Origin of the sequence: Niabella agricola, from assembly GCF_021538615.1 — a bacterium.
Classification (GTDB): Bacteria; Bacteroidota; Bacteroidia; order Chitinophagales; family Chitinophagaceae; genus Niabella; species Niabella agricola.
This window is the reverse complement of the sequence record NZ_JAJHIZ010000002.1, coordinates 283,449-304,589: the sequence shown is the minus strand read 5'-3', so window position 1 is coordinate 304,589 and position 21,141 is coordinate 283,449. Positions and strand designations below refer to the sequence as shown.

Here is a 21,141-nt window from a genome sequence, read left to right as displayed (position 1 = left end):
CCGGGTGAGAAGTACTATCTATAATCTTCCATTCCCTATCGCTATTGCCTGTTCGCCATTCACTATTGCCAACTCCCTACTCCGACCTAAGCGCCCGCACCGGGTTGGCCACCGCCGCTTTTATTGCCTGAAAACTCACCGTGATCAAGGCAATTAAAACCGCACCGGAGGCAGCTATCACAAAAACCTCCCAGGAAATTGAAACCCGGTAACTATAGTGTTGCAGCCAGTTATGCATGCAATACCACCCCGCCGGGATAGCAATGACCAAGGCCAGGAAAACCAGGCGTATAAAATCCTGTGACAATAATCTCCACAAACCGGGTACTGAAGCCCCCAGTACCTTACGTACACCAATCTCCTTTACCCGTTGTTCCGCCATAAAAGAAGCCATTCCAAATAAGCCCAGGCAACTGATAAAGATGGCCAGCAAAGCAAAGCCCCCGCCAAGCGTCCCCAAACGTTCCTCATCTCCAAATTTCTGGTTAAATGCGTCGTCTACAAATTGATAATGAAAAGGCTGGTCGGGCACATAGGTTTTAAATACCGACTGCAGTTGTGCAATCGCCGCCGAAGCGCTTGCCGCCGGGTTGATCCGCGCCATCAGATAACCACCGGCATTTTTGTCAAAATAAAAAAGAGCCGGCCGTTCGGATGCAAACGGTGATTCCATAATCATATTCTTTACGACGCCAATAATGGTTATGGGTGCTTTATCTGCGTAAATTACCGTTCCGATCGGTTGCTTGAGGCCCATATATTTAACAGCGGCCTCATTCAGGATGACTCCAGCTGAGTCGGAAGGAAAATCCCTCGAAAAGTCACGCCCCGCCACCACCTGCCAATTGATGGTTTTGCCAAAATCATAGCCTACACCCAGAAACGGGAACTCCGCACTGGTGCCATCCTCCTTTCCGGGCCAGTCGATGCCGGTCGTTGTAGAAAAGTCGCCGCTAACCGATCCGTTGGTTTCCGCCACCGATACAATATTTCCTTGTTGCTGCAATTGTCTTTTGATCACGTCTAGATGGTCATGAATCCCGGAAGTATTTACATCTATGATCACCAGCCCGTTCCGGTCGTACCCGATCGGCCGGTCTTTTGTATACCGGATCTGATTGAACACAACAATGGTTCCGATGATCAACATAATAGAAATCGTAAACTGAACCACTACCAGTACCTGGCGTTGCATAGCGGAGGAACGTCCTGCTTTGAAAGTTCCTTTCAACACTTTAACCGGCCGGAAAGACGACAGGTAGAAGGCCGGGTAAATACCTGCCAGCATTCCCGTAAGCAGGCAGAAAAAGACACCACCGGCCCAGAACAGCGGCTCCTTCCAAACCGGGGGCAGCTGCTTTCCAGCAATCGCGTTAAACAGCGGCATGGCGAGCGCCACCAATACCAGGCTTATTCCAAATGCCAGCACCGCATACAACAGCGACTCGCAAAAAAACTGTACAATCAGTTGTTTGCGGAATGATCCGATCGTTTTACGGATCCCCACTTCACGCGCCCGTTTTATACTGCGTGCTGTGCTCAGGTTCATAAAATTGATACAGGCCAGCAATAACACAAACACACCAATGATCCCAAACATCCACACATATTGAATACGCCCACCGGTATTAACGCCGTTTTTAAATGAATCGTAGAGGTACCAGCGCTCCATAGGATGTAAAAACAGTTCCGGTTTCTGAATTGCCAACCGGGCGTTTACATGCTTTAGCCGAACGTCTTTTATCTGCCGGGACACTTTCTGTATGTCCTGCCCCTTATTCAGCAGCACATACGTTACAAACGCATTGGGGCGCCAGGGATCCTCTGCGGTGCGGATCCAGTCCGTATGACGCAGGAATAATTGCCAGGGAGCAATGAACAGCAATGCTCCGAAATCGGAATTTTTCGAAAGGTCCTCATACACACCGGTTACTTTCACTACCAGGTCTTTATCCAGCGTAATTGCTTTCCCAACAGCAGCAGTGGTGCCAAAAACAGAACGGGCCGAAGATGCCGACAACATAATGCTATTCACATCTTCAAGTCCGTTTTGAACCCCATCAATCATCTTCAATCCCAACAACGCACCTGCTCCCGGTTCAAAAAAACCTCCGCTGAGGTCCAGCTGCTTTTCACCGGCCTTAACCGGGTGCCCATATATGCCCGTACCCACCACCACTTGCTGAAACAGGTCACCGTATTCCTGCCGGAGGGCATCGCCTAGCGGGTAGGGTGTTTGTATACCCGTTTGAATCACGCCTTTGTTGGTTTTATGCTGCATCACCCGCGCAATGCGCTGATAGTTATTTATCTGCTTGTTATAGGATAGCTCATTCCAGATCCATACGGCAATCAGCATGCTCACAGCCATGCCTATGGAAAGTCCCATAATATTGGTAACCGCGAACACCTTGCTTTTTACAAGATTCCTCCAGGCGGTTCGTATATAGTTTTTAATCATTTTTTTTGAGTATCAAAGTGAGCTGTTTATAATGAGAAATCTATGGTGTAACTTTTTATTTACGATCCTCCGCTGCCTATTGATTATTGCCTATTCCGACCGAAGTGCCTTCACCGGATTTGCAATTGCGGCTTTCATCGCCTGGGCACTGATCGTTATTACTGTAATTACCACCGCTAGCATCGCCGCCACCAGGAAGATCCACAACCCGATATTGACCCGGTATTGATATTTCTGCAGCCACCCGTTCAGGAAATAATAGGCTACAGGGGCAGCCAGTAAACAACTGATCAGGACCAACACGATAAAATCCCGCGACAGTAACACCCATATCTGCAAAACGGAAGCTCCAAGTACCTTACGGATACCCACCTCTTTGGTACGCAACTCGGCTATATATGCCGCGAGGCCAAACAAACCAAGACATGAAATAAAGATGGCAAGCGCGGCAAAGATGCCGGATAACTTGCCAATCAGCAATTCTATCCGGAACTTCCCGGCATAGTTTTCGTCTTCAAACTGGTACTCGTAAGGAAATGCGGGGCTGTACCTGCTGAATATCGTATTCAATTGTTCAATGGCCTTTGTTGTTCCGATGCCCGGTGCCAGCTTATACAACAGCACATCATTGGGCCGCGGGCTGATGGCAAACATGGTAGGATCCGGCGGAGCAAAGGGCGACAACATGAGCGCATCCTTTACTACCCCAACAACCCGGTAAGTATTGTCATTCCACTTTATCGTTTGGCCTACCGGGTCTTTTAAACCAAGCCGTTTAACGGCGGCCTCATTAAACACAACGCTGGTTGTATCATTGGCATTTGCAAAATCGCGTCCTGCCCCGATCGACATACCCAGGGTTTTAAAATAGTCTTCTCCGGTAATGATCATGCCCATTTCCACGGTTTCACCCGCCTGCTTTCCGGGCCAATGATCGAGATCTGTATGCCAGTATACATTGGTGGCCGGGCTGCTGGCGCTGGTCATACCCTGCACAATACCCTTTTGCAGCAATTCATTTTTCAGAGCGGTGAAGTTGCGATCAAGATCGGTATTGCTGTTCGTGGACATTAACCGGTTCAGCTGGTAACCGCTGGGCCGATCTTTTGCGTGCTGTACCTGTCTGTAAATAACAATGGTGCTGATGATCAGCGCGATGGAACAGCTGAACTGCAGCACCACCAGCACTTTCCGGGAAACGGAAGCGGCGTTGCCGGTCCGGACCGAGCCCTTTAATACCTTCACAGCCTGGAAACCGGAAAGATAAAATGCCGGCCGGCTACCAGCTAATACAGCGGTCACCAATACGCCTCCCAACATCATCATCCAGAAATAACCACTTAAAAAAGGAATGGAAACATTCCCGCCGGTAAGTGCGTTAAACGGATTTTGTAAGATCCATACCATTATCAATGCCAGCACAAGAGCCAGTAGTGTTAGTACCAACGATTCTGTAAGGAACTGCAATATCAGGTCCTTACGCCTGGAGCCAACGGCTTTTCTTACACCTACTTCCCGGGCTCTTTTTTCCGACCTTGCGGTGGTAAGGTTGATAAAATTGATGCAGGCGATCAGCAATACCAGCACACCGATGATACTGAACATCCGCACATACACCAGGAAACCAGCAGTATCCTGGCCATTTACATAGTTGGAATACAGGTGCCAGTTACGCAGCGGCTGCAGGGTAATATAAGAGCTCATAGCATTTACATTGTCCTTTTCGGTGTGTTCTATGGTTCTTATTTTGGGATATACTGCTTCATAGGAAATACCCGGTTTCAGCTTCACAAAGATCTGGTAGCCGTTGGCTGCGAAACTGCCCGTTTTGCGCTGCTGTACCTCCTGATGGGTTTGCTCCAGGTAGCTAAAGGGCACCAGGTAATTAAACCGGACGGTCGACTGCCGCGGGAGGTCCTTTAACACGCCGGTTACCTTCAGATCGTGCAGGTTATCGAAGCGTACCGTTTTACCCATCGGGTTGTCATTGCCAAAGAGGGCTTTTGCCGTAGACTCGGTGAGTACAATGGAATATGCATCGCGGAATACCGTGCCCGCGCTTCCCTGCAATAGCGGGTACCGGAACATTTTCAGAAAATCAGTACCGGTAAGCCCGCCGTCGAGGTACAGTTTTTTATCACCCGCCATTAATCCATGCGGTCCCATCCAGTCGCTTTCCGCTACATACTCGATTTCCGGTACCTGGTTGCGGAGCGCATCTGCCAGTTTCAAAGAAGTGGTCTGGAAAGTAAGGGTATCGCCATTGCTATCGAAATTCCGCTGCACCCGGTACAACCGGTCATTATCCGGCAGGAACCGGTCGTAGCTGTATTGCTCCTGTACCCAAAGGCCAATCATTAGCGCCACGGCCATACCGGTAGCCAGTCCCAGCACATTCAGACCGCTGTAACCGGGCGATCTTTTGATATTCCTCCAAGCCGTTTTAAAATAGTTTTTCAGCATATATGTTCTTTTACCGGAAGTATTTCGTTACTTATTCTGTTCGAAGGCTTTTTACAGGGTTGGCCAACGCCGCTTTAGCCGATTGAAAACTGATGGTGATGAGCGCTACCGCTATGACCAATATGCCCGCCAACAGAAACATCCAACTGCTGATGGAAATACGGTATGCAAAATCCTGCAACCATTGCCCCATGATCCACCAGGCAAAAGGAGTGGCAATCAGGAGGGCGATCAATACCAGTTTTACAAAGTCCTTTGACAGCAGTATCATAAGGTTCCCTATACCTGCGCCCAATACCTTCCGGACACCAATTTCTTTGGTGCGCTGTTCCGCCATAAATGCCGACAACGCAAAAAGCCCCAGGCAGGCAATCAGGATGGCCAGTACGGCAAAACTGCTGAAGATCGTTCCCATGCGTTGTACATCTGCGTACATACGGGCAAAATGTTCATCAAGAAAAGTATATCGTATCGGTTGATTGGGCGCAAACTTTTGCCAGACGGCAGTAATGGAGGCAATCGTATGCTTTAGTTGCTCCGGCGATAGTTTTACCGCTACTATGGATGAGGGATTGAACCGGCCCAGGGCCAGGCATAAAGGCTCTACCTGCTGACGCATAGTTTCAAAATTAAAGTCCTTTACAACACCGACAATGGTAAATGTTTCCCAAGCATTCGTAATGCGTTGGCCCACGGCCGGCCCTTTCAATGCCAGTGCTTTTACCATGGCCTCATTGATAATGGCCGCTGCGGAATCTGAAACCAGGGCCTTCGAAAAATCGCGGCCGGCAGCCAGTTGCATGCCCATTGTTTTTATGTAATCCACATCTACATACCATTTTTGACCGCCTACCGCGGTTTCTTCTTTTGTTTTGCCTTCCTTAAAAAAGGGGTTCCTGTCGCGTTTGGTGCCGGACACCGGCAGATAATCACTGACGGACACCTGTTTTACCTGCGCTATATTCAATAATTCACTTTTCAGGCGAGGCAATGTATTTTTAGCATCCAGGGTACCCGTACCCTGCAGGAGCAGTATTTGGTCTTTGTTGAAACCCGCATTCCGGTTCAGCAGGTATTGTGTTTGCCGGTACACCACCAGGGTACAAACGATCAGGGTAACGGATGTGGCAAACTGAAAAACAACGAGCCCGTTTCGTAAAAAGGAACTTTTGCTTCCTCCTGCCAATGTTCCCTTTAATACTTTTACGGGTTTAAAGGAGGATAAGTAAAACGCCGGATAAAGTCCCGCTACAATACCGATGATCACAGTTCCTAAAACCAGCAATGGCAATAACCACCAGCTGCTCCACGGAATGATCAGCGTCTTTGCCGCCATGTGATTAAAATACGGCAGCAGGATAACGGCCACCAGCATGCCCAACAAAAATGAAGCAAAACTGTACAAGATGGATTCCGTAAGAAATTGCCGTATCAACCCGCTCCGGCGTGATCCAACTACTTTACGCAGCCCTACTTCCTTTGCCCTGTTGGCCGACCGGGCTGTTGAAAGATTGATAAAATTGATACAGGCAATGATCAGAATAAAGCCGGCTACCGCGCCAAACAGCCATACAAAACGGATATCCCCTTTTGATTGCCAGTCATCAATGTCTACCGATTTCAAATGCACATCTGTTAACGGCTGTAATAGCATATGCATATCGCGTATCATTACCTCGGGGTCCTTTGCCCCGGAGCTCTTTAAAGCCGGCAAATAATATTGGGTCAGTATCCGTTTGAATTTGCGTTGTAAGACCGCAGGATCGGTCCCTTTTTTCAAAAGGGTGTATATACTGTAATTGTTGGCCCTCCATTCCACCTGTTCGCCCGGCCAAAGCTCATGGCCTGTAAGTGTCAGCAGAAAGTGGAACGGGAAGTGCGATGTGGCCGGAAAATCTGCAATCACGCCTCCTATCTTATAGATCCGTTCTTTATTTTCATTCAGGATCATCGTTTTGCCAACCGGGTTCTGATGGGGGAAATATTTATCAGCCATTGTTTTGGTAAGTACCATCGTTTTCGGTTCGGCCAGGGCTGCAGCCCGGCTCCCATATATCATGGGTATTTTTAAAATATCCAGCAGGCTTTGATCTGCATATGCGAATTTATCCTCATAGGCATTTTCTAAAACGGCTGTTGACCGTATCTGGTTACTGCCGGCTCCGTCAAAAAGCGCACTAGGCATCAGACGCGCGGTGTTTTCTACTTCCGGAAAATCTTCCCGTATGATCTTTGCCAGAGGAGCAGGAAACGACCAGCCCTTTTCTACCTTTCTATTGTCTTGGTATTGTTCAATTAGCCGGTATATACGATCTACATCCAGGTAACTGCGGTCGTAGCTTAGTTCGTCCCGGATATAAAGAGCAATCAGCAAACAGGCTGCAATACTCAACGCGAAACCGCCAATCTTGACCGCCGCATACATCTTCTGTTTTTTTAGCTGCCTCCAGGTAATTTTAAGATCGTTTCTAAACATGGCTGGTTGTTTAAAACATATTTAACATCTGTTGTGTGCCACAAACAAATGGAACCAACGATAATGCCGTAAATTTAAAAAACTACTAATCAATATATTAACAAAGAAACAAAGATTGAAATGTCCGCTTTTAAAACAAAAAACTGTCCGGTTTTGGTACACCTTTAAACAGCATCGCCCGGCGTCTACGGCTTATAATAGCGATGCATGTATACCGCTAAAATGGTTTACAAAGCCTCTGGCATCCTGTACATGAACCGATGTGTTGCCTTCAAAACAGCAAGCGTCATTCCGGTGGAACAGAATGACGCTTATGTACGGCAACGATGCAGCCGCTTTATCCGAAGCTGTCTGTATTACATATTCACATCAACGACGCCACTGGAAGCTGAAACCTCCACCAGTAATTTACCGGCACCAATTACGCCTTTTACCTGGTCTTTTTCAATGGAACCGTTAAAATCACCAAGACGGCTGATATTTACTTTACTTCCCCTGAGATTGAATTGTGCATTTGTGGTACGCGGCATATCGATATCCACGCCGCCTGCAGAGGTATGCAGCTTTATAAAATCTTTTGTACCTACAAGCTCCGCCCGGATCCGGCCTCCGGAGGTGCTGGCATCCAGGTTGCCGTTAATCCCTCTTAAGGTAACGCTGCCGCCGGAGGTACTGGTAAACAGATCGCCTTTGATATCCGATGCAGTAACCGATCCGCCACTCGTACGCGCTTCAATATTGCCGGAAAGGTCCGACAGATTCAGGGATCCGCCTGAAGTCTTCAGCCGGATCCGGCCCTCCAGATGATCCGCCTTAATAGAACCGCCACTGGTCACCAGATCAATTTCATCCCGGGAATCCGACACATCGATACTGCCACCGGAGGTTTTCCCGGAAATTTTTCCGGCCACCTCTTTTACCAGCAAACTGCCGCCACTGGTTTTAAAAAACTGATCGCCCTTCAGGCTCCTCAGGTGAATGCTTCCGCCGCTGGTCTTTAAGTTCGTGTTGACGTTCGTTCCCGTATAGATCTTAAACGAAATCGACAGGCCCGTTTGATCGCTCCAGCCACGGTCCCTCCGGGAAGCTTTCGCCACCACCACATTACCGGAAGTGCTTACTTCAAGGTCGTAATACCGGTCCAGTATGGTTTTAATATCGTTATCCGACATTTTTCTTCGCAGACCGCCGTTGGAGGGTTCCACATACACTTCCACCAGTCCGGAGGTTTTACCCCCTTCAACGGATATAGACCCGCCCGAGGTTTCGGCCCTTATCTCTTTTACAGCAGCCGCACTGAAATTTTTTGTAAGATACGGTGCAACACCGGAGTACCGTTGCGCATGGGAGCAGCACACGCCCACCAGCAGCAGTAATAATAAAAAATTCTTTTTCATACTAACTTTTTTGTTTCCGTAAGAATCGTAGGTTCGTTTATTACACCGGTCCTTCAAAGCACGGTTTATAATAGATAATCGCAGGCAGCAAAGAAATGTTACAGTATAGAGCTGAGATTTGAGTTTCAGATTTCAACTATCAGATTTCAGCCATAGCCCCCTGGTGATCGGAGATCTGACTGCCAACATCATGCGTCAAAAGGAGGCCAATATGGAACCTTAAACCCGAAACCACTTACTCCGACCGGAGTGCTTTGACCGGGTTGGCCAGGGCCGCCCTGGCGGCCTGAACGCTTACCGTTACCAGTGCAATGACCAGGGTTATCAACGCGGCAGCAGCAAACACCCACCACTTCATGTCAATACGGTATTCGTAATGTTGCAGCCAGCTGCGCATAAACCACCATGCAAAAGGAAAGGCGATTAGCGACGCAATAAGCGCCAGCTTAATAAAGTCTTTTGACAACAGGAAGATGATACTACCCGTTGCCGCCCCCAATACCTTGCGCACCCCCACCTCCTTAACCCGCTGCTGAGCAGCGTAAACAGACAGGCCAAATAATCCGGCACAGGCCAGAAAAATAGCAATTGCGGCAAAGACATTCATTAGCTTTCCAAACCGCAGTTCGTTTTCATAAAGCTCGTTGTACTCATCATCCAGGAAACGGTATTCAAAAGGCCGCTCGGGCATCAGTTGCTTCCATTTCGATTGCAAAAAGGCAAGGGTTTCGGACATATGCGCTCCGCTTATCTTGATCAATAAAGTTCCGCCAAATGCTCCCGAAAAAAGTACAATGGGCTTTATAGGATTGCGCAGCGATTGAAAATTAAAGTCTTTTGCCACTCCCCGCACATAACCGGGACGGGATTCATCCAGGAACATTTTTTTACCGATCGCTTCCTGGGGACTCCATCCCAGTTGTCTTGCGGCCGACTCGTTCAGGATAAAATGATAGCGCCGTTCACCTTCCGTTTCATTGTTGCTGACATCTCTTATATCCTGCTCAGTAAGATTGGTACCAGCCACCAGCTGTAACCCGATTGTTGGCAGCACCTCATGATCGATCGGATTGGCTGTTACTGCTATCTGGGCGTTTTGCGGCATATCCGGTGTGCGCATATTGTACCCGCTCACCATATTTACCGGTGTATTATTGGTACGGGCAACATGCAATACGGCTGCATCCTGCTTAAATTCTGATCTGATCAGGTCTGTATTTTCGGCAGTAAAAGGAATCGGCAGTTTTAAAACATGCGCCCGGTCAAAGCCCAGTTTTTTATGCCGGATATAATATAACTGCTGCTGGATGACAAAGGTGGACACAATCAGAAAGACCGAAATCACAAACTGGAAAACGATCAAAGACCTGCGGAGCAACTGCCCCTGTCCTGCATTCTTAAATGCGCCCTTTAAAACCGTAACAGGCTTAAAGGCAGACAACACCAGGGCCGGATAACAGCCGGCGGTAAAGCTTACAAGGATGATCATACCCGCAGCAATACCCAATATGGGCAAGGAAAACAAGGAAGCAAGGGTAAGGGACTGACCGGTCAGCCGGCTGAACGCCGGAAGCAATACCGCGCCGGCGGTGAGGCCAATAAACACCGCCATAAAACACAGGAGCGCCGATTCTCCAATAAACTGCCAGAAGAGCTGGCCTTTATCGGCACCCGCCACTTTCCGTATGCCCACTTCCTTAGCACGCTCAGCAGACCGCGCGGTGCTTAAATTGATATAAGTAAAACAGGCGATCACCAAGATCAATGCGGCTACACCCGCCAGTATATAGATATAACGGATGGGTACATTGGGTACAAACGCATCATATTCGGAGTACAGATGAACATTTCGAAACGGTTCCAGGTAAAAATTCACCGTTGCATGCGCGCCTTCCATTTCTTTTTTCATGAATGCAGGTAGCCTGGCCTGCAATCCCTTTAAGTCCTGTCCGTTCCGCAGCAGGATATACGTGGTATAGTTGGCGTCCCAATAGCTTTCTTCATGTTCCTTGCTGATGCCCAGTGATGAAAACGAGGCCAGAAAGTCAAACTGAATCTGGGAGGCGGCAGGGCAATCGGCCAGCACACCGGTAACGCGGTATAGATTGCTGTCTCCGGTAAGTCGCAGGGTTTTCCCCATCGGATCCGCATTGCCAAAATATTTTTTTGCGGTTGAGGCCGTCAATAATACCTGGAATGGGGCCGCCAGTGCCGAACTGGCATTTCCTTTCAGCATTTTAAAGCTGAACAACTTAAAGAACGAGGCGCCGGCATACATAAACCGGTTCTCGGTAATCAGGTTTGTACCGGTTTGAACGATCCGCCTGGTCTGAGTCAGGATCACGGCATCTTCCACCTCGGGAAAATTATGCTTAAGTACCAGCGGCACCCTTACACTTGTATAATTGCCTTTATTGGATACAGCACTCCCCTCAAAACTATATTCCATGAGCACCCGGGCGATCCGGTCACCCTTATCCTCGAACGCATCAAAATCCAGCTGCTGTTTTATATACAACGCAATGAGCAAACAACTGGTAAGACCCACGGCAAGCCCCATGATGTTAATGAAGGAAAAGGTTTTATTCTTCCAAAGGCTCCGGAACATTGTTTTGAAATACATTCGGATCATCGTGTTGAGATTTATAGTTTTTAGTTATTAGCTATCTGCTGTTTGTCTGGTCATTGGCGGCCTGTTTTTTGCATCAAGCACCCTTTCGGGATTTTAAATAAGGAATGTAAAACATTAAATATAAAAGCAGGGATGCGGTTGCGGCTTCATGACCTTTCCTTCGATCAGGATGTTGCAGAGACCGGGAGTGGCGCAGCTGCGCCAAACGTAGAACGGATCCAACCTGAAACCGTAAACCTCAAACCTGAAATCTCCCTTACTCTGATCGCAGCGCCTTTACCGGGTTGGCCAGGGCTGCCCTTACCGACTGGAAGCTGATCGTAGCCAGTGCAATAACCATTACCAGCAAGGCGGTCCCTGCAAATACCGGCCACCCGATCGAAATGCGGTATTGATAATTTTTAAGCCAGTTACTCATCACAAACCAGGCGATGGGCGATGCTACCACACAGGAAATGATCACCAGCTTTAAAAAGGACGCGGATAGCAGGGAAGTAATATGAAAAACCGAAGCACCCAGTACTTTACGAACACCGATCTCTTTGATCCTTGTTTCAGCCATATAGGTAGACAGTGCAAAAAGCCCCAGGCAGGAAATAAAAATTGTTAATCCTGCAAACAATGCCGCCATCGTTCCGGTTTTCTGCTCCTCCTTAAATTTGCGGGCATATTCTGCATCCACAAATTTGTAATCAAAAGGATACTCAGGATTAAACTGTTTGAAAATGCCCGCTGCAATATCCAGGTTCTTCTGAGTGCTGTTGGCCGGGTTGAGTTTAAAATGAAGGGTATTGAACCAGGATTTAGGTCCGAAAACGATCAGCTGTTGTACTTTTTCGTAGGGCGACTGGTATATAAAATCTTTTACGACGCCTACCACCCGCCATTCAATATCATCCGCCTTTAGCGTCGCCGTCAGCGGATCTTTCAGGTGCATCACTTTGGCCGCAGTTTCATTCAGTAAAATGGCAGTAGAGTCGCCGGGGTATTTATAAATATCAATATCCCGCCCCATTACCAGTCTTGTTCCCAGGGTTTTTACAAAATCGGCATCGGAGGCCATTCTTACAAAATCGACCTTTTTATCTTCCTCCGTGCCTCCTGTCCAGGTAAAGTTCCAGCTATCGCTGTAACGTTCGGTTATCGGGCTCATGGATTTGGTAACCGAAACAGCGGCCCCGCGGCTGATCAATTCGTTGCGGATAAGTTTATAGTTTCGCTCCACAGCACCATTCATCGTCACAAAAACCAGGTTGCGCGCATCATACCCGTTATCCCGCGCCTGCGCATGCCGGATCTGCTGCATCACGATAAATGTAGAGATGATGAGCAGCACGGCAAAGGTAAACTGGATGACCACGAGGATCTTCCGGGGATTTACTGCGGCTGTAGACGATTTAAAAAAGCCCTTTAATACTTTTACGGGGTTAAAAGAAGATAAGTAGAAGGCCGGATAACTGCCGGCCAGCAGACCGCTGAAGAAGATAAAGGCAAGCGCTGCAGCCCAAAATAACGGGTTCGTAAACGGCAGGTGCAACGGCTGATCCACCAATGCGCTGAATCCGGGAAGACTGATGATTACGATGGTTAAAGCAAACAAAAAGGCAATACCCGACAGCAATACACTTTCGCCGATAAACTGCGCAACTAGTCCTTTTTTCTGCGCCCCTACTACCTTGCGGATGCCCACCTCCTTTGCCCGTTTTTCGCTCCGCGCGGTGCTCAGGTTCATAAAATTGATACAGGCAATGATCAGGATCAGCGTAGCAATGGCGGTAAACATCCGTACCATATCAATACGTCCGCCGGTGTACCGGCCGTTTTCCTGTTTGGAGTACAGCCACTGGTCTTTGAACGGCTGCGTAAATACCTCCCTGTTTTTGTACAGGGGGTTCTCTGATAAATGGTTGGTGGTGATCTTGTTTATTTTCTGATCAAAGACTGCCTGCGACGCACCCGGCTTCAACAGTACGTAGGTATTCAGTCCATTATTGCCCCAGGAGCTATCTGTCCATCCCAATTTATCCTTATACGCCCACGGAAGCAGGTAGGCAAAATCGAATGCAGTATTATCCGGCAGATTTTTCAGAACGCCCGTTACTCTGAAATGATCCGTACTATCCAGTTTCACAATCTTACCCATGGGGTCATCCGTTCCAAACAGGCTCCTGGCCAGCTTTTCAGTCAGCACGATATTATACACTTCCTTTAAAGCATTCTTGGCCTCCCCTCTCAATAAGGGGAACGAGAAAACGGAAAAGAAGCCCGGGTCGGCAAATGCCCCGGAAGGCACCATTTTCTTCTCGCCTACCGTGAAAAGGAACCGCTGGCCCTCCGAGTACCGTACTGCATCGGCCACTTCCGGATAATCTTTCTTCAATGTAGGCCCCATAATATTCGGCGTCCAGGCCCAGGCAAACTTTACCCCATCGTTCATATCGCGGTTATTCACCACATAAATCCGGTCCAGGTTTTTATGAAACTGGTCATGACTGACCTGGTTCTGAACCCACAAAATAATAAGCATACAGGCGGCCATGCCAATACTTAAGCCCAGGATATTGATCAGGGAATAGGCTTTATTCCGGACCAGGTTCCGCCATGCGGTTTTAAAATAGTTTTTTATCATTTTCCAGATTTAAGAGTCGGGCATCCGGATACCAGCAGTAAGCGTTCCTGCTGATCCTGCCCTCTAATATACCATTCACTTTATACCATCGTTTATTCGCTTCGCAATGCGTTAACCGGGTTAGCCATTGCGGCTCTCACGGCCTGCAGGCACATGGTTGCAAAAGCGATCAACAAAACAAAGACCGCCGCCAACGCAAACAGGAACCATGGGAGGCTTGCGTGGTAAGCAAAATTTTGCAGCCAACGATGGGTTCCGATATATGCAACCGGCATCGCCAGCACAACGGCAACCAATATCAATTTTAAAAAACCGGTGGAAATCAGTCCCACAATACCCGGCACACTGGCTCCCAATACCTTCCGGATCCCAATCTCTTTTACTTTCCGCTGTGCCGTATATGTAGCCAGCCCAAACAGGCCCAAACATGAAATAAAGATCGCGATGCCCGCAAACACATTAAACAGCATGCCGGTACGCTGCTCCGCCCGGTATTGCGCGTCAAATTTTTTATCCAAAAATTCATAATGGAAGGGCAGGCCATCCGCATATTTTTTATACTCCCGCTCCACCGCCTGTATGGCGGCCTGCGCACCGTTACCGGTGGTACGTATATAAAATATATTCCCCTTCCAGAATGTATGAAACAAGATCGGCCCTATCGCCTTTGTAAGCGGCTGAAAATTGAAATCCTTTAATACCCCGGTTATCAGCCCCTGGCGTCCGTGAGACGTAAGCGGCTGTCCTACATAGGGCGGCTTTAATCCCATTTGTTTTACGGCCGTTTCATTTACTATATACTTGTTGCTGTCTGCAGGTGTTCCCGAGAAATCGCCGCCTTCAACGAAGGGCAGTTTTAAGGTGGGCAGAAAATTTTTCTCTGTCGCCACTTCGCTGATCATTAGTTGCATATCCGGCGTTTTTCCCTTCCATTCCAGATCACCCGATCCGCTGGTCACATTCATAATATCCGGTTCCGAAGAATTTCCAACGGAAAGAATCGCCGGCTCTTTACCCAATTCCGTTTTGATGGCATCCAGGTGCTTTGCATCGTTTGTAGGAAAATCCGCTGTAAATACATAGCTTTTATCGAAGCCCAGGTTTTTGTCTTTTATATATTGCATTTGCCGGCCCATGGCCACCGTGCCGATCAGTAACACGATCGACACAAAAAACTGGAAAACCACTAACCCCTTTCTCAGTGCAGCAATCCCGATACCGGATGGTAATGCTCCTTTTAACGAGCGAACGGGTTTAAAAGACGATAACAAGAGGGCAGGATAAATACTCGACAAAACAAGCGTGATCAGCCCGGCCAAGCCAACCGCCTTCCAGATGCCGTCATCTCCCGGATGAAACACCAGTTCTTTCCCGGCTATCGTATTGTATAAGGGCATCAGCAGCACAATAAGTCCGGCAGCCAGCATTAAGGCCAAACAGAACAACAAAATGGTTTCAGTCACAAACTGAAAAAAAAGCTGGATCCGCCCGGCTCCTACAATTTTTCGAACGCTGACCTCTTTTACACGCGTGAGCGCCCGGGCTGTAGACAGATTTACATAATTGATGCTGGCAATTACCAGCAGCAGCAGGGCCACCGCAAAGATCACCTGTACAATCAGCAAGGCAGCAGTACTGCCATCATTACCAACCAGGTGCAGGTCCTGCAGACGCTGCAGATGGAATTTGCTTTTATTATCGTCGTTTCTTGCCTGCTGGTACAACCCGGTAAATGCCTGCTCCACGTGCGGGATATGAGCATTGGGATGTAGTAATACGTAGGATTCGAAACTATAATTCCCCATGTCCTCATCAATCGTTTTCCAGCTGCCGTTACCTCCGTTCCGGGTAAAGTTCTGCGCATAAAGCGCCATCGGGAACAACGCGTCGAAACGAAGCGTGGAATTTTCGGGAACATCTTTGAGAATGGCCGAAACCGTAAAATCAGTTTCATGATGCCGGACGGTTTTTCCCAGTGCATCTTCCGTACCAAACAATTTCTGGGCGGTTGAACGCGTAAGCGCTATCGACTGCACCCCGGGAAGCACGGTTTGAAGATTCCCTTTTAATATTCCGAAATCAAACACGGAAAAAAAGTTGCTGTCTACACAGGCCAGCACATTCCCGGTTAGTATTTTTTTATTGGATTCATCAGACAGCACCTGCCCTGCTCCCGATATTCTTACAAGGGATTGAACCTCGGGTATCTTTTTGGCAATAACTGCCAGCGAACCAGGTGTTGCCGACCAGAACAGTGGCTTATCAGCCGAAGGAATCTCCACATTGATCCGGTAGATATTCTGGGATCTGCTGTGGAATTTGTCGTAACCAAACTCATGCTGCACCCAGATCAGCAGCAGGATCCCTGCGGCCAACCCAACAGCAAGTCCGCTTACATTCAACAAGCTGTAAAACTTATTTGCCCAAAGGCTCCGCCATGCGGTTTTAAAATAATTTTTGAACATGGGTTCTGATTTGAGGCATTCGCATTCCCTGATACGTTGTTTGATTTATATACAATTCATGATTTACGTATGCAATTACCGTTCTGCTTCAAAAAGATCCGCCCGTATAAGACTATTTTATCTTTTTAAGCAGATAACCCAGTGCCGCATCCTTCACCACATCTTTGCCCGCCAGGTAGTCCTGAACAGTGGGGATTACGGTTATATGGGGTTGTATACCGTACCCCACAAACTCCCGGCCATCGGGATAGGTATCTTTTTTTGTACACACCCTTGCCGAACCTCCGCCAGGCATATCAAAAACCATCGGCTGGCCGGTGCTCCCGAAACTAGGCTCCCCCATACGAACCATATGCTTTTGAGCATCTGCTGCAATCAGGAAATCTTCCGCGGCAGAAGCGGTATTATTTCCCGTAAGGATCACTGTAGGAACCACAATACGGGGCTTATGGAGCGTGAATGTATCTGGTGCATACGGAAAATTATAGGTGTATACGCCTTTGAAGACCTCCAGGCACTTTTTATTCCATGCGTTGCCAACCGTATCTTTTTCCGTAACAAAGCCTCCCCAGGCCTTAAACGCCGGCAGGTGCTCCCGGGTAGTATATCTTGCCCCTGCCAAAACCGTATCAGCAATCAGATATTTCAGGATGTACGTGCCGATATCGGTGCTTCCTCCACCATTGAAACGAAGGTCCACAATTAGACCCTTAGCCTGGTAGAGCTGCGGCAGGATAGCATCAAACAGGGTATCGATTTTCCGGTTCGAAAAACCATTCAATCCAAGATACGCTACGCCGCCTTCCAGCATTTTAAATTCCAGTAATTCCCGTTTCTGCTCATCATAATAGGCGCCCAGTTCTGGAAAATAAATGCTGTCGGTTACCTTTGCATGTACCAGGTTTACAACCGACGCTTTCCCATCGGGCTTCTTTATTCTGATACGGAAGGCAGAACCGGGTGCACCCGCAAGCATCCAGTGGGTGGCCCCTTTCCATTTTACGTATTCGGTAGAACTGGAAATATAGGGCAGCAACTGCTCCCTTATATGCTGTTCAGCGGAACTTCCGTTTACTTCCACAATTTCGCTTCCCACTGGCAGTATCAATTGATCCTTTTTCCATGAGCGCACAATGACCGGCTTACCTGCAACCTGTTTTACCACCACCAGGTGATCGCCGAATGCATTCTGCATGATCTGTAATCCCTTTATCTGCGGGCGGAAAATATTAGTATGCCCGTCATTGAGCATAGCGCAGAATTTTTCCAGCAACCGGTAATACTCATAATCATTTTTCGTTTCCTGAACCTGGGGAATCAATGCTTTATAGGTGCTATCCCATGCCTTGCGGTCAATCTTATCGAGATAAACAAAATTATAATTCACCTCCTGCCAGAACTTCGACAAACCATAAACCTTATCGGCAGCAGAAATCGTATTTGCGATTTGTGCATTCCCCGGAAAATGAACCGTCAGGTTAAAACAGGTGAGCAAGCAACTCAGAAAGAAAGTACAGGAACCTTTGATCATGATGTCATTTTAAAAGTGGACTACTATTTATTAATAGTACCATAAAGCTGAAAAATGTTACACGTTTTGCTTTATTCCTGCAGGTTTTACAATAATTTCAGACCAGAACCGCTCCGGAACGCCAGGCTCCTTCTCATTGCCGGTCTCCGTCGCTATCGACCATTCACTACTCACCATTACCTATTACCCCATCGCTATACCAGAATATTCTCGGTAACCGTATGCCCGTCCAGCATCCGGATAATACGATGACTATAGCGGGCATCATGTTCACTGTGTGTTACCATAACAATGGTGGTGCCGGCTTCGTTCAGGTCGGTAAGCATCTGCATGACTTCATTTCCGTTACTGCTGTCCAGGTTACCGGTTGGCTCATCGGCCAGGATCAATTTGGGTTTATTCACAACGGCTCTAGCAACGGCCACACGCTGCTGCTGCCCGCCCGAAAGCTGTTGCGGAAAGTGATTGCGGCGGTGCATGATCTGTACTTTCTCCAGCACTTCATCTACACGGGCCTTGCGGTCCGATTTTTTTACACCCGCATACATCAACGGCAGTTCTACATTTTCAAACACGGTCAGTTCATCAATCAGGTTAAAACTCTGGAACACAAACCCGATATTTTTTTTCCGCATATCGGCACGCTTCCGCTCGTTGAATTTGGCCACTTCAACACCATTAAACAAAAAACTTCCGGCATCGGGGTCATCCAGTAACCCGAGTATATTCAGCAGTGTAGACTTACCGCAGCCGGAAGGCCCCATCACTGCTACAAACTCACCCTCCTTTACTTCGAATGAGAGGTCGTTCAGCGCAACGGTTTCCACTTCTTCCGTGCGATAGATTTTTTCGAGATTGGTTATTTTGATCATTGATAGAATTGAGTTTTGAGATTTCAGATTCGGGATTTGAGATTTGAGACTTCAGATTTCAGTTTGAGATCCGGGGTTGAGACCGGGTCAGTTACCTGGATGATTGCTGAACAAATATTTACCGTATATTTATATTTCACCTATTAAAACAATTACTATGTTAAACTACCAGCACCCGATTTTGTGGCAAAAAGCGCATATGCTCACATTGGACGTTTATAAACTAACTTCATCCTTTCCTAAGGACGAATTGTTTGGCCTTATTTCACAAATGCGCCGCGGCCGCTTCCATTCCCGCTAATATAGCAGAAGGTTCCGGGCGCTCAACAAAACCAGATTTCAAACGGTTTCTAACCATCGCCACCGGGTCCGTTTTCGAATTGGAATACCAGCTTTTATTATCAAAAGACATCGGATTTATTTCCATCGACGACTTTGCCTCTTTTCCTTAAGAGTTATTGAAGTCAGGAAAATGATCCATGCCTATTCAAAGAAACTATGATTCAGGAGACAGATCCAGATTTGAGACATAACCCGGATTTAAAATTTCAGGTTGGAAACTATATCAGAGCGATGGTTCCCGGCCTGGTTTACGGAATCCCGGTTCTCTAATCTCGTATCTCAAATCTGGAATCTCGTATCTCAATGCTCACACTACTGCTTCAACACCAATTCCTGCATATCTCCATAATTCTCGTAACTGCTGGTCACTACCTTATCGCCCGGTTTCAGTCCTTTCAGCACTTCATAGTAATCCGGGTTCTGGCGGCCCAGCTGTACTTCTGCTTTGTAGGCGGTTTTACCGTCATCGCTCAGCTTAAATACCCAGTTGCCGCCGGTTTGCTGATAAAAGCCGCCCTTGGCCAGCAATACAGCGGTTGTTTCATCGCTCAGCGCCAGGCTGATCTGCAGGGTTTGGCCACGGCGGATATCTTTGGGCACATCGCCCACAAATTCCATGTCAACCTGGAAACGTCCATTGGTTACCTGGGTATATACTTTTTTGACCCGCAGCTGATAATTCTTTCCGGCCACGGTTACATCTCCCGTAAGGCCGTTAAAAACCCGGGCAATATAATGCTCGTCAATATCTACCCGCACTTTATAACCGGTCAGCACATCGATCTGTCCCAGCCGTTCGCCCTTGTTTTTAGATTGTCCGATCTCCGCATCCAGCGAGGTCAGTTGCCCGTCTACCGGCGCACGCAACACGAGATCCCCTACTTTCCTGCTGTACAGTCCTAGTGCTTTTTGAGAATTACTAAAGGACTGACCGGCCTGTCGGGTTTGCAGCTGGTTGGATTCAGCATCCTGTTTGGTGATGCGTTCTGCAAGGTCTCTTTTTTTGAGTTTATAATTATAGTCGATCTCCGATTTGCGGAATTCCTGCTCGCCGATTGCTTTGTTTTCATAAAGATATTTATTCAGGTTATATAAACGTTCTGCTTCCTTTAGCTGGCTTTCGGCATCGGTCATCTGGTTCAGGTTGTTTACGGTATTCTGCTGGGCCGTTGATTTAGCCAGCTGTACCTGTGCCAGCGTGGTATATACCGCCGATTGCTGACCGATCAGGTTCAGCTCAAGGTCTGTATTGCTAAGCCGCAATATCGGCTCCCCTTTTTTCATCATGGCTCCGTCTTCTACAAATTTTTCTTCAACCCTTCCCCCTTCCATAGCGTCCAGGTAGATGGTACTAATGGGCAGCACCACCCCGTTTACAGGAATGTATTCTTTAAACGCAGCTTTCTTTACTTCACTTACAGTGATCCGTTCCAGGTCTACATTCAGCTTACTTTTACCACCCGCCATCACGATACTGAAAATGATGAGCAACGCCAGGGCCGTAATACCCGCAATGGTCCATATCCGCTTCCTGTTCCAAAATTTTTTTTCTATAACTCTATCCACTGTTGCTTTTTTTTGTGAGATGATTTTACCGGCGCCCTTGTTATATACCAACTATTGCAATCCTGTACAAAGGAACGGTTCAGTCTTTTATCCGGCCTTCAACAATATGCCAATTTAACAAACTATTGATAGCAAATCGATTACCCGTTTAAATTTTATTTTTTTGTTCGCTATCGCACAAATACTGTCCGGTTTTGATACAATTGAGTTTTGAGATTTGAGTTTTGGGAGCTAAAAGCCTAAGGATCGGGATGCGGACACCTGCTCACAACCCGGCATTTATTTCTTATGACCATTGCTTATTTAG

At 47.7% G+C, this 21,141-nt stretch carries 10 protein-coding genes and 1 pseudogene; 1 reads left to right on the top strand and 10 read right to left on the bottom strand.

Features of this window, described 5'->3' with window-relative positions; translation table 11 throughout:
* Positions 1 to 76: 76 nt before the first annotated feature.
* The 9 genes from LL912_RS01625 to LL912_RS01585 all read right to left on the bottom strand — a co-directional run bounded on the left by LL912_RS01625 (position 77) and on the right by LL912_RS01585 (position 18,926).
* Complete coding sequence (locus tag LL912_RS01625; RefSeq protein ID WP_235551811.1) at positions 77 to 2,461, bottom strand: ABC transporter permease; 2,385 nt, start codon at positions 2,459 to 2,461, stop codon at positions 77 to 79.
* Between the two features lie 90 nt (positions 2,462 to 2,551).
* Positions 2,552 to 4,924, bottom strand: coding sequence for an ABC transporter permease (locus tag LL912_RS01620; protein WP_235551810.1), 2,373 nt, complete (start codon positions 4,922 to 4,924; stop codon positions 2,552 to 2,554).
* 31 nt (positions 4,925 to 4,955) lie between these two features.
* Positions 4,956 to 7,400 (bottom strand): ABC transporter permease, encoded by a 2,445-nt coding sequence (locus tag LL912_RS01615; protein ID WP_235551809.1) that lies wholly within the window; start codon positions 7,398 to 7,400, stop codon positions 4,956 to 4,958.
* Positions 7,401 to 7,756: 356 nt separating this feature from the next.
* Positions 7,757 to 8,797 carry a DUF4097 family beta strand repeat-containing protein gene (locus LL912_RS01610; protein ID WP_235551808.1) on the bottom strand — a complete coding sequence of 347 codons (1,041 nt, stop codon included), beginning with the start codon at positions 8,795 to 8,797 and terminating at the stop codon, positions 7,757 to 7,759.
* 235 nt (positions 8,798 to 9,032) lie between these two features.
* On the bottom strand, positions 9,033 to 11,429 hold the full coding sequence (locus LL912_RS01605) for an ABC transporter permease (protein ID WP_235551807.1): 2,397 nt from the start codon (positions 11,427 to 11,429) through the stop codon (positions 9,033 to 9,035).
* 256 nt (positions 11,430 to 11,685) lie between these two features.
* On the bottom strand, positions 11,686 to 14,058 hold the full coding sequence (locus LL912_RS01600) for an ABC transporter permease (RefSeq protein WP_235551806.1): 2,373 nt from the start codon (positions 14,056 to 14,058) through the stop codon (positions 11,686 to 11,688).
* A gap of 92 nt (positions 14,059 to 14,150) precedes the next feature.
* On the bottom strand, positions 14,151 to 16,523 hold the full coding sequence (locus tag LL912_RS01595) for an ABC transporter permease (protein ID WP_235551805.1): 2,373 nt from the start codon (positions 16,521 to 16,523) through the stop codon (positions 14,151 to 14,153).
* A 112-nt stretch (positions 16,524 to 16,635) separates the two neighbouring features.
* Positions 16,636 to 18,054, bottom strand: coding sequence for a S41 family peptidase (locus LL912_RS01590; RefSeq protein ID WP_235551804.1), 1,419 nt, complete (start codon positions 18,052 to 18,054; stop codon positions 16,636 to 16,638).
* 194 nt (positions 18,055 to 18,248) lie between these two features.
* Entirely contained in the window at positions 18,249 to 18,926 is a 678-nt protein-coding gene (locus tag LL912_RS01585; protein WP_235551803.1) for an ABC transporter ATP-binding protein, read from the bottom strand.
* A gap of 157 nt (positions 18,927 to 19,083) precedes the next feature.
* On the opposite strand from LL912_RS01585, the pseudogene LL912_RS01580 reads away from it, so the two are divergent.
* Positions 19,084 to 19,378, top strand: a pseudogene (locus tag LL912_RS01580) (four helix bundle protein).
* Positions 19,379 to 19,580: 202 nt separating this feature from the next.
* Here LL912_RS01580 and LL912_RS01575 read toward each other — a convergent pair.
* Positions 19,581 to 20,834: an efflux RND transporter periplasmic adaptor subunit gene (locus tag LL912_RS01575; protein ID WP_235551802.1), complete on the bottom strand. Its 1,254-nt coding sequence runs from the start codon at positions 20,832 to 20,834 to the stop codon at positions 19,581 to 19,583.
* Between the last annotated feature and the right edge of the window lie 307 nt (positions 20,835 to 21,141).

What these genes read in the sequence shown, in the direction of transcription:
- LL912_RS01625 (WP_235551811.1), bottom strand. Translation starts at nt 2,461, where the DNA reads ATGATTAAAAACTATATACGAACCGCCTGGAGGAATCTTGTAAAAAGC.
- LL912_RS01620 (WP_235551810.1), bottom strand. Translation starts at nt 4,924, where the DNA reads ATGCTGAAAAACTATTTTAAAACGGCTTGGAGGAATATCAAAAGATCG.
- LL912_RS01615 (WP_235551809.1), bottom strand. Translation starts at nt 7,400, where the DNA reads ATGTTTAGAAACGATCTTAAAATTACCTGGAGGCAGCTAAAAAAACAG.
- LL912_RS01610 (WP_235551808.1), bottom strand. Translation starts at nt 8,797, where the DNA reads ATGAAAAAGAATTTTTTATTATTACTGCTGCTGGTGGGCGTGTGCTGC.
- LL912_RS01605 (WP_235551807.1), bottom strand. Translation starts at nt 11,429, where the DNA reads ATGATCCGAATGTATTTCAAAACAATGTTCCGGAGCCTTTGGAAGAAT.
- LL912_RS01600 (WP_235551806.1), bottom strand. Translation starts at nt 14,058, where the DNA reads ATGATAAAAAACTATTTTAAAACCGCATGGCGGAACCTGGTCCGGAAT.
- LL912_RS01595 (WP_235551805.1), bottom strand. Translation starts at nt 16,523, where the DNA reads ATGTTCAAAAATTATTTTAAAACCGCATGGCGGAGCCTTTGGGCAAAT.
- LL912_RS01590 (WP_235551804.1), bottom strand. Translation starts at nt 18,054, where the DNA reads ATGATCAAAGGTTCCTGTACTTTCTTTCTGAGTTGCTTGCTCACCTGT.
- LL912_RS01585 (WP_235551803.1), bottom strand. Translation starts at nt 18,926, where the DNA reads ATGATCAAAATAACCAATCTCGAAAAAATCTATCGCACGGAAGAAGTG.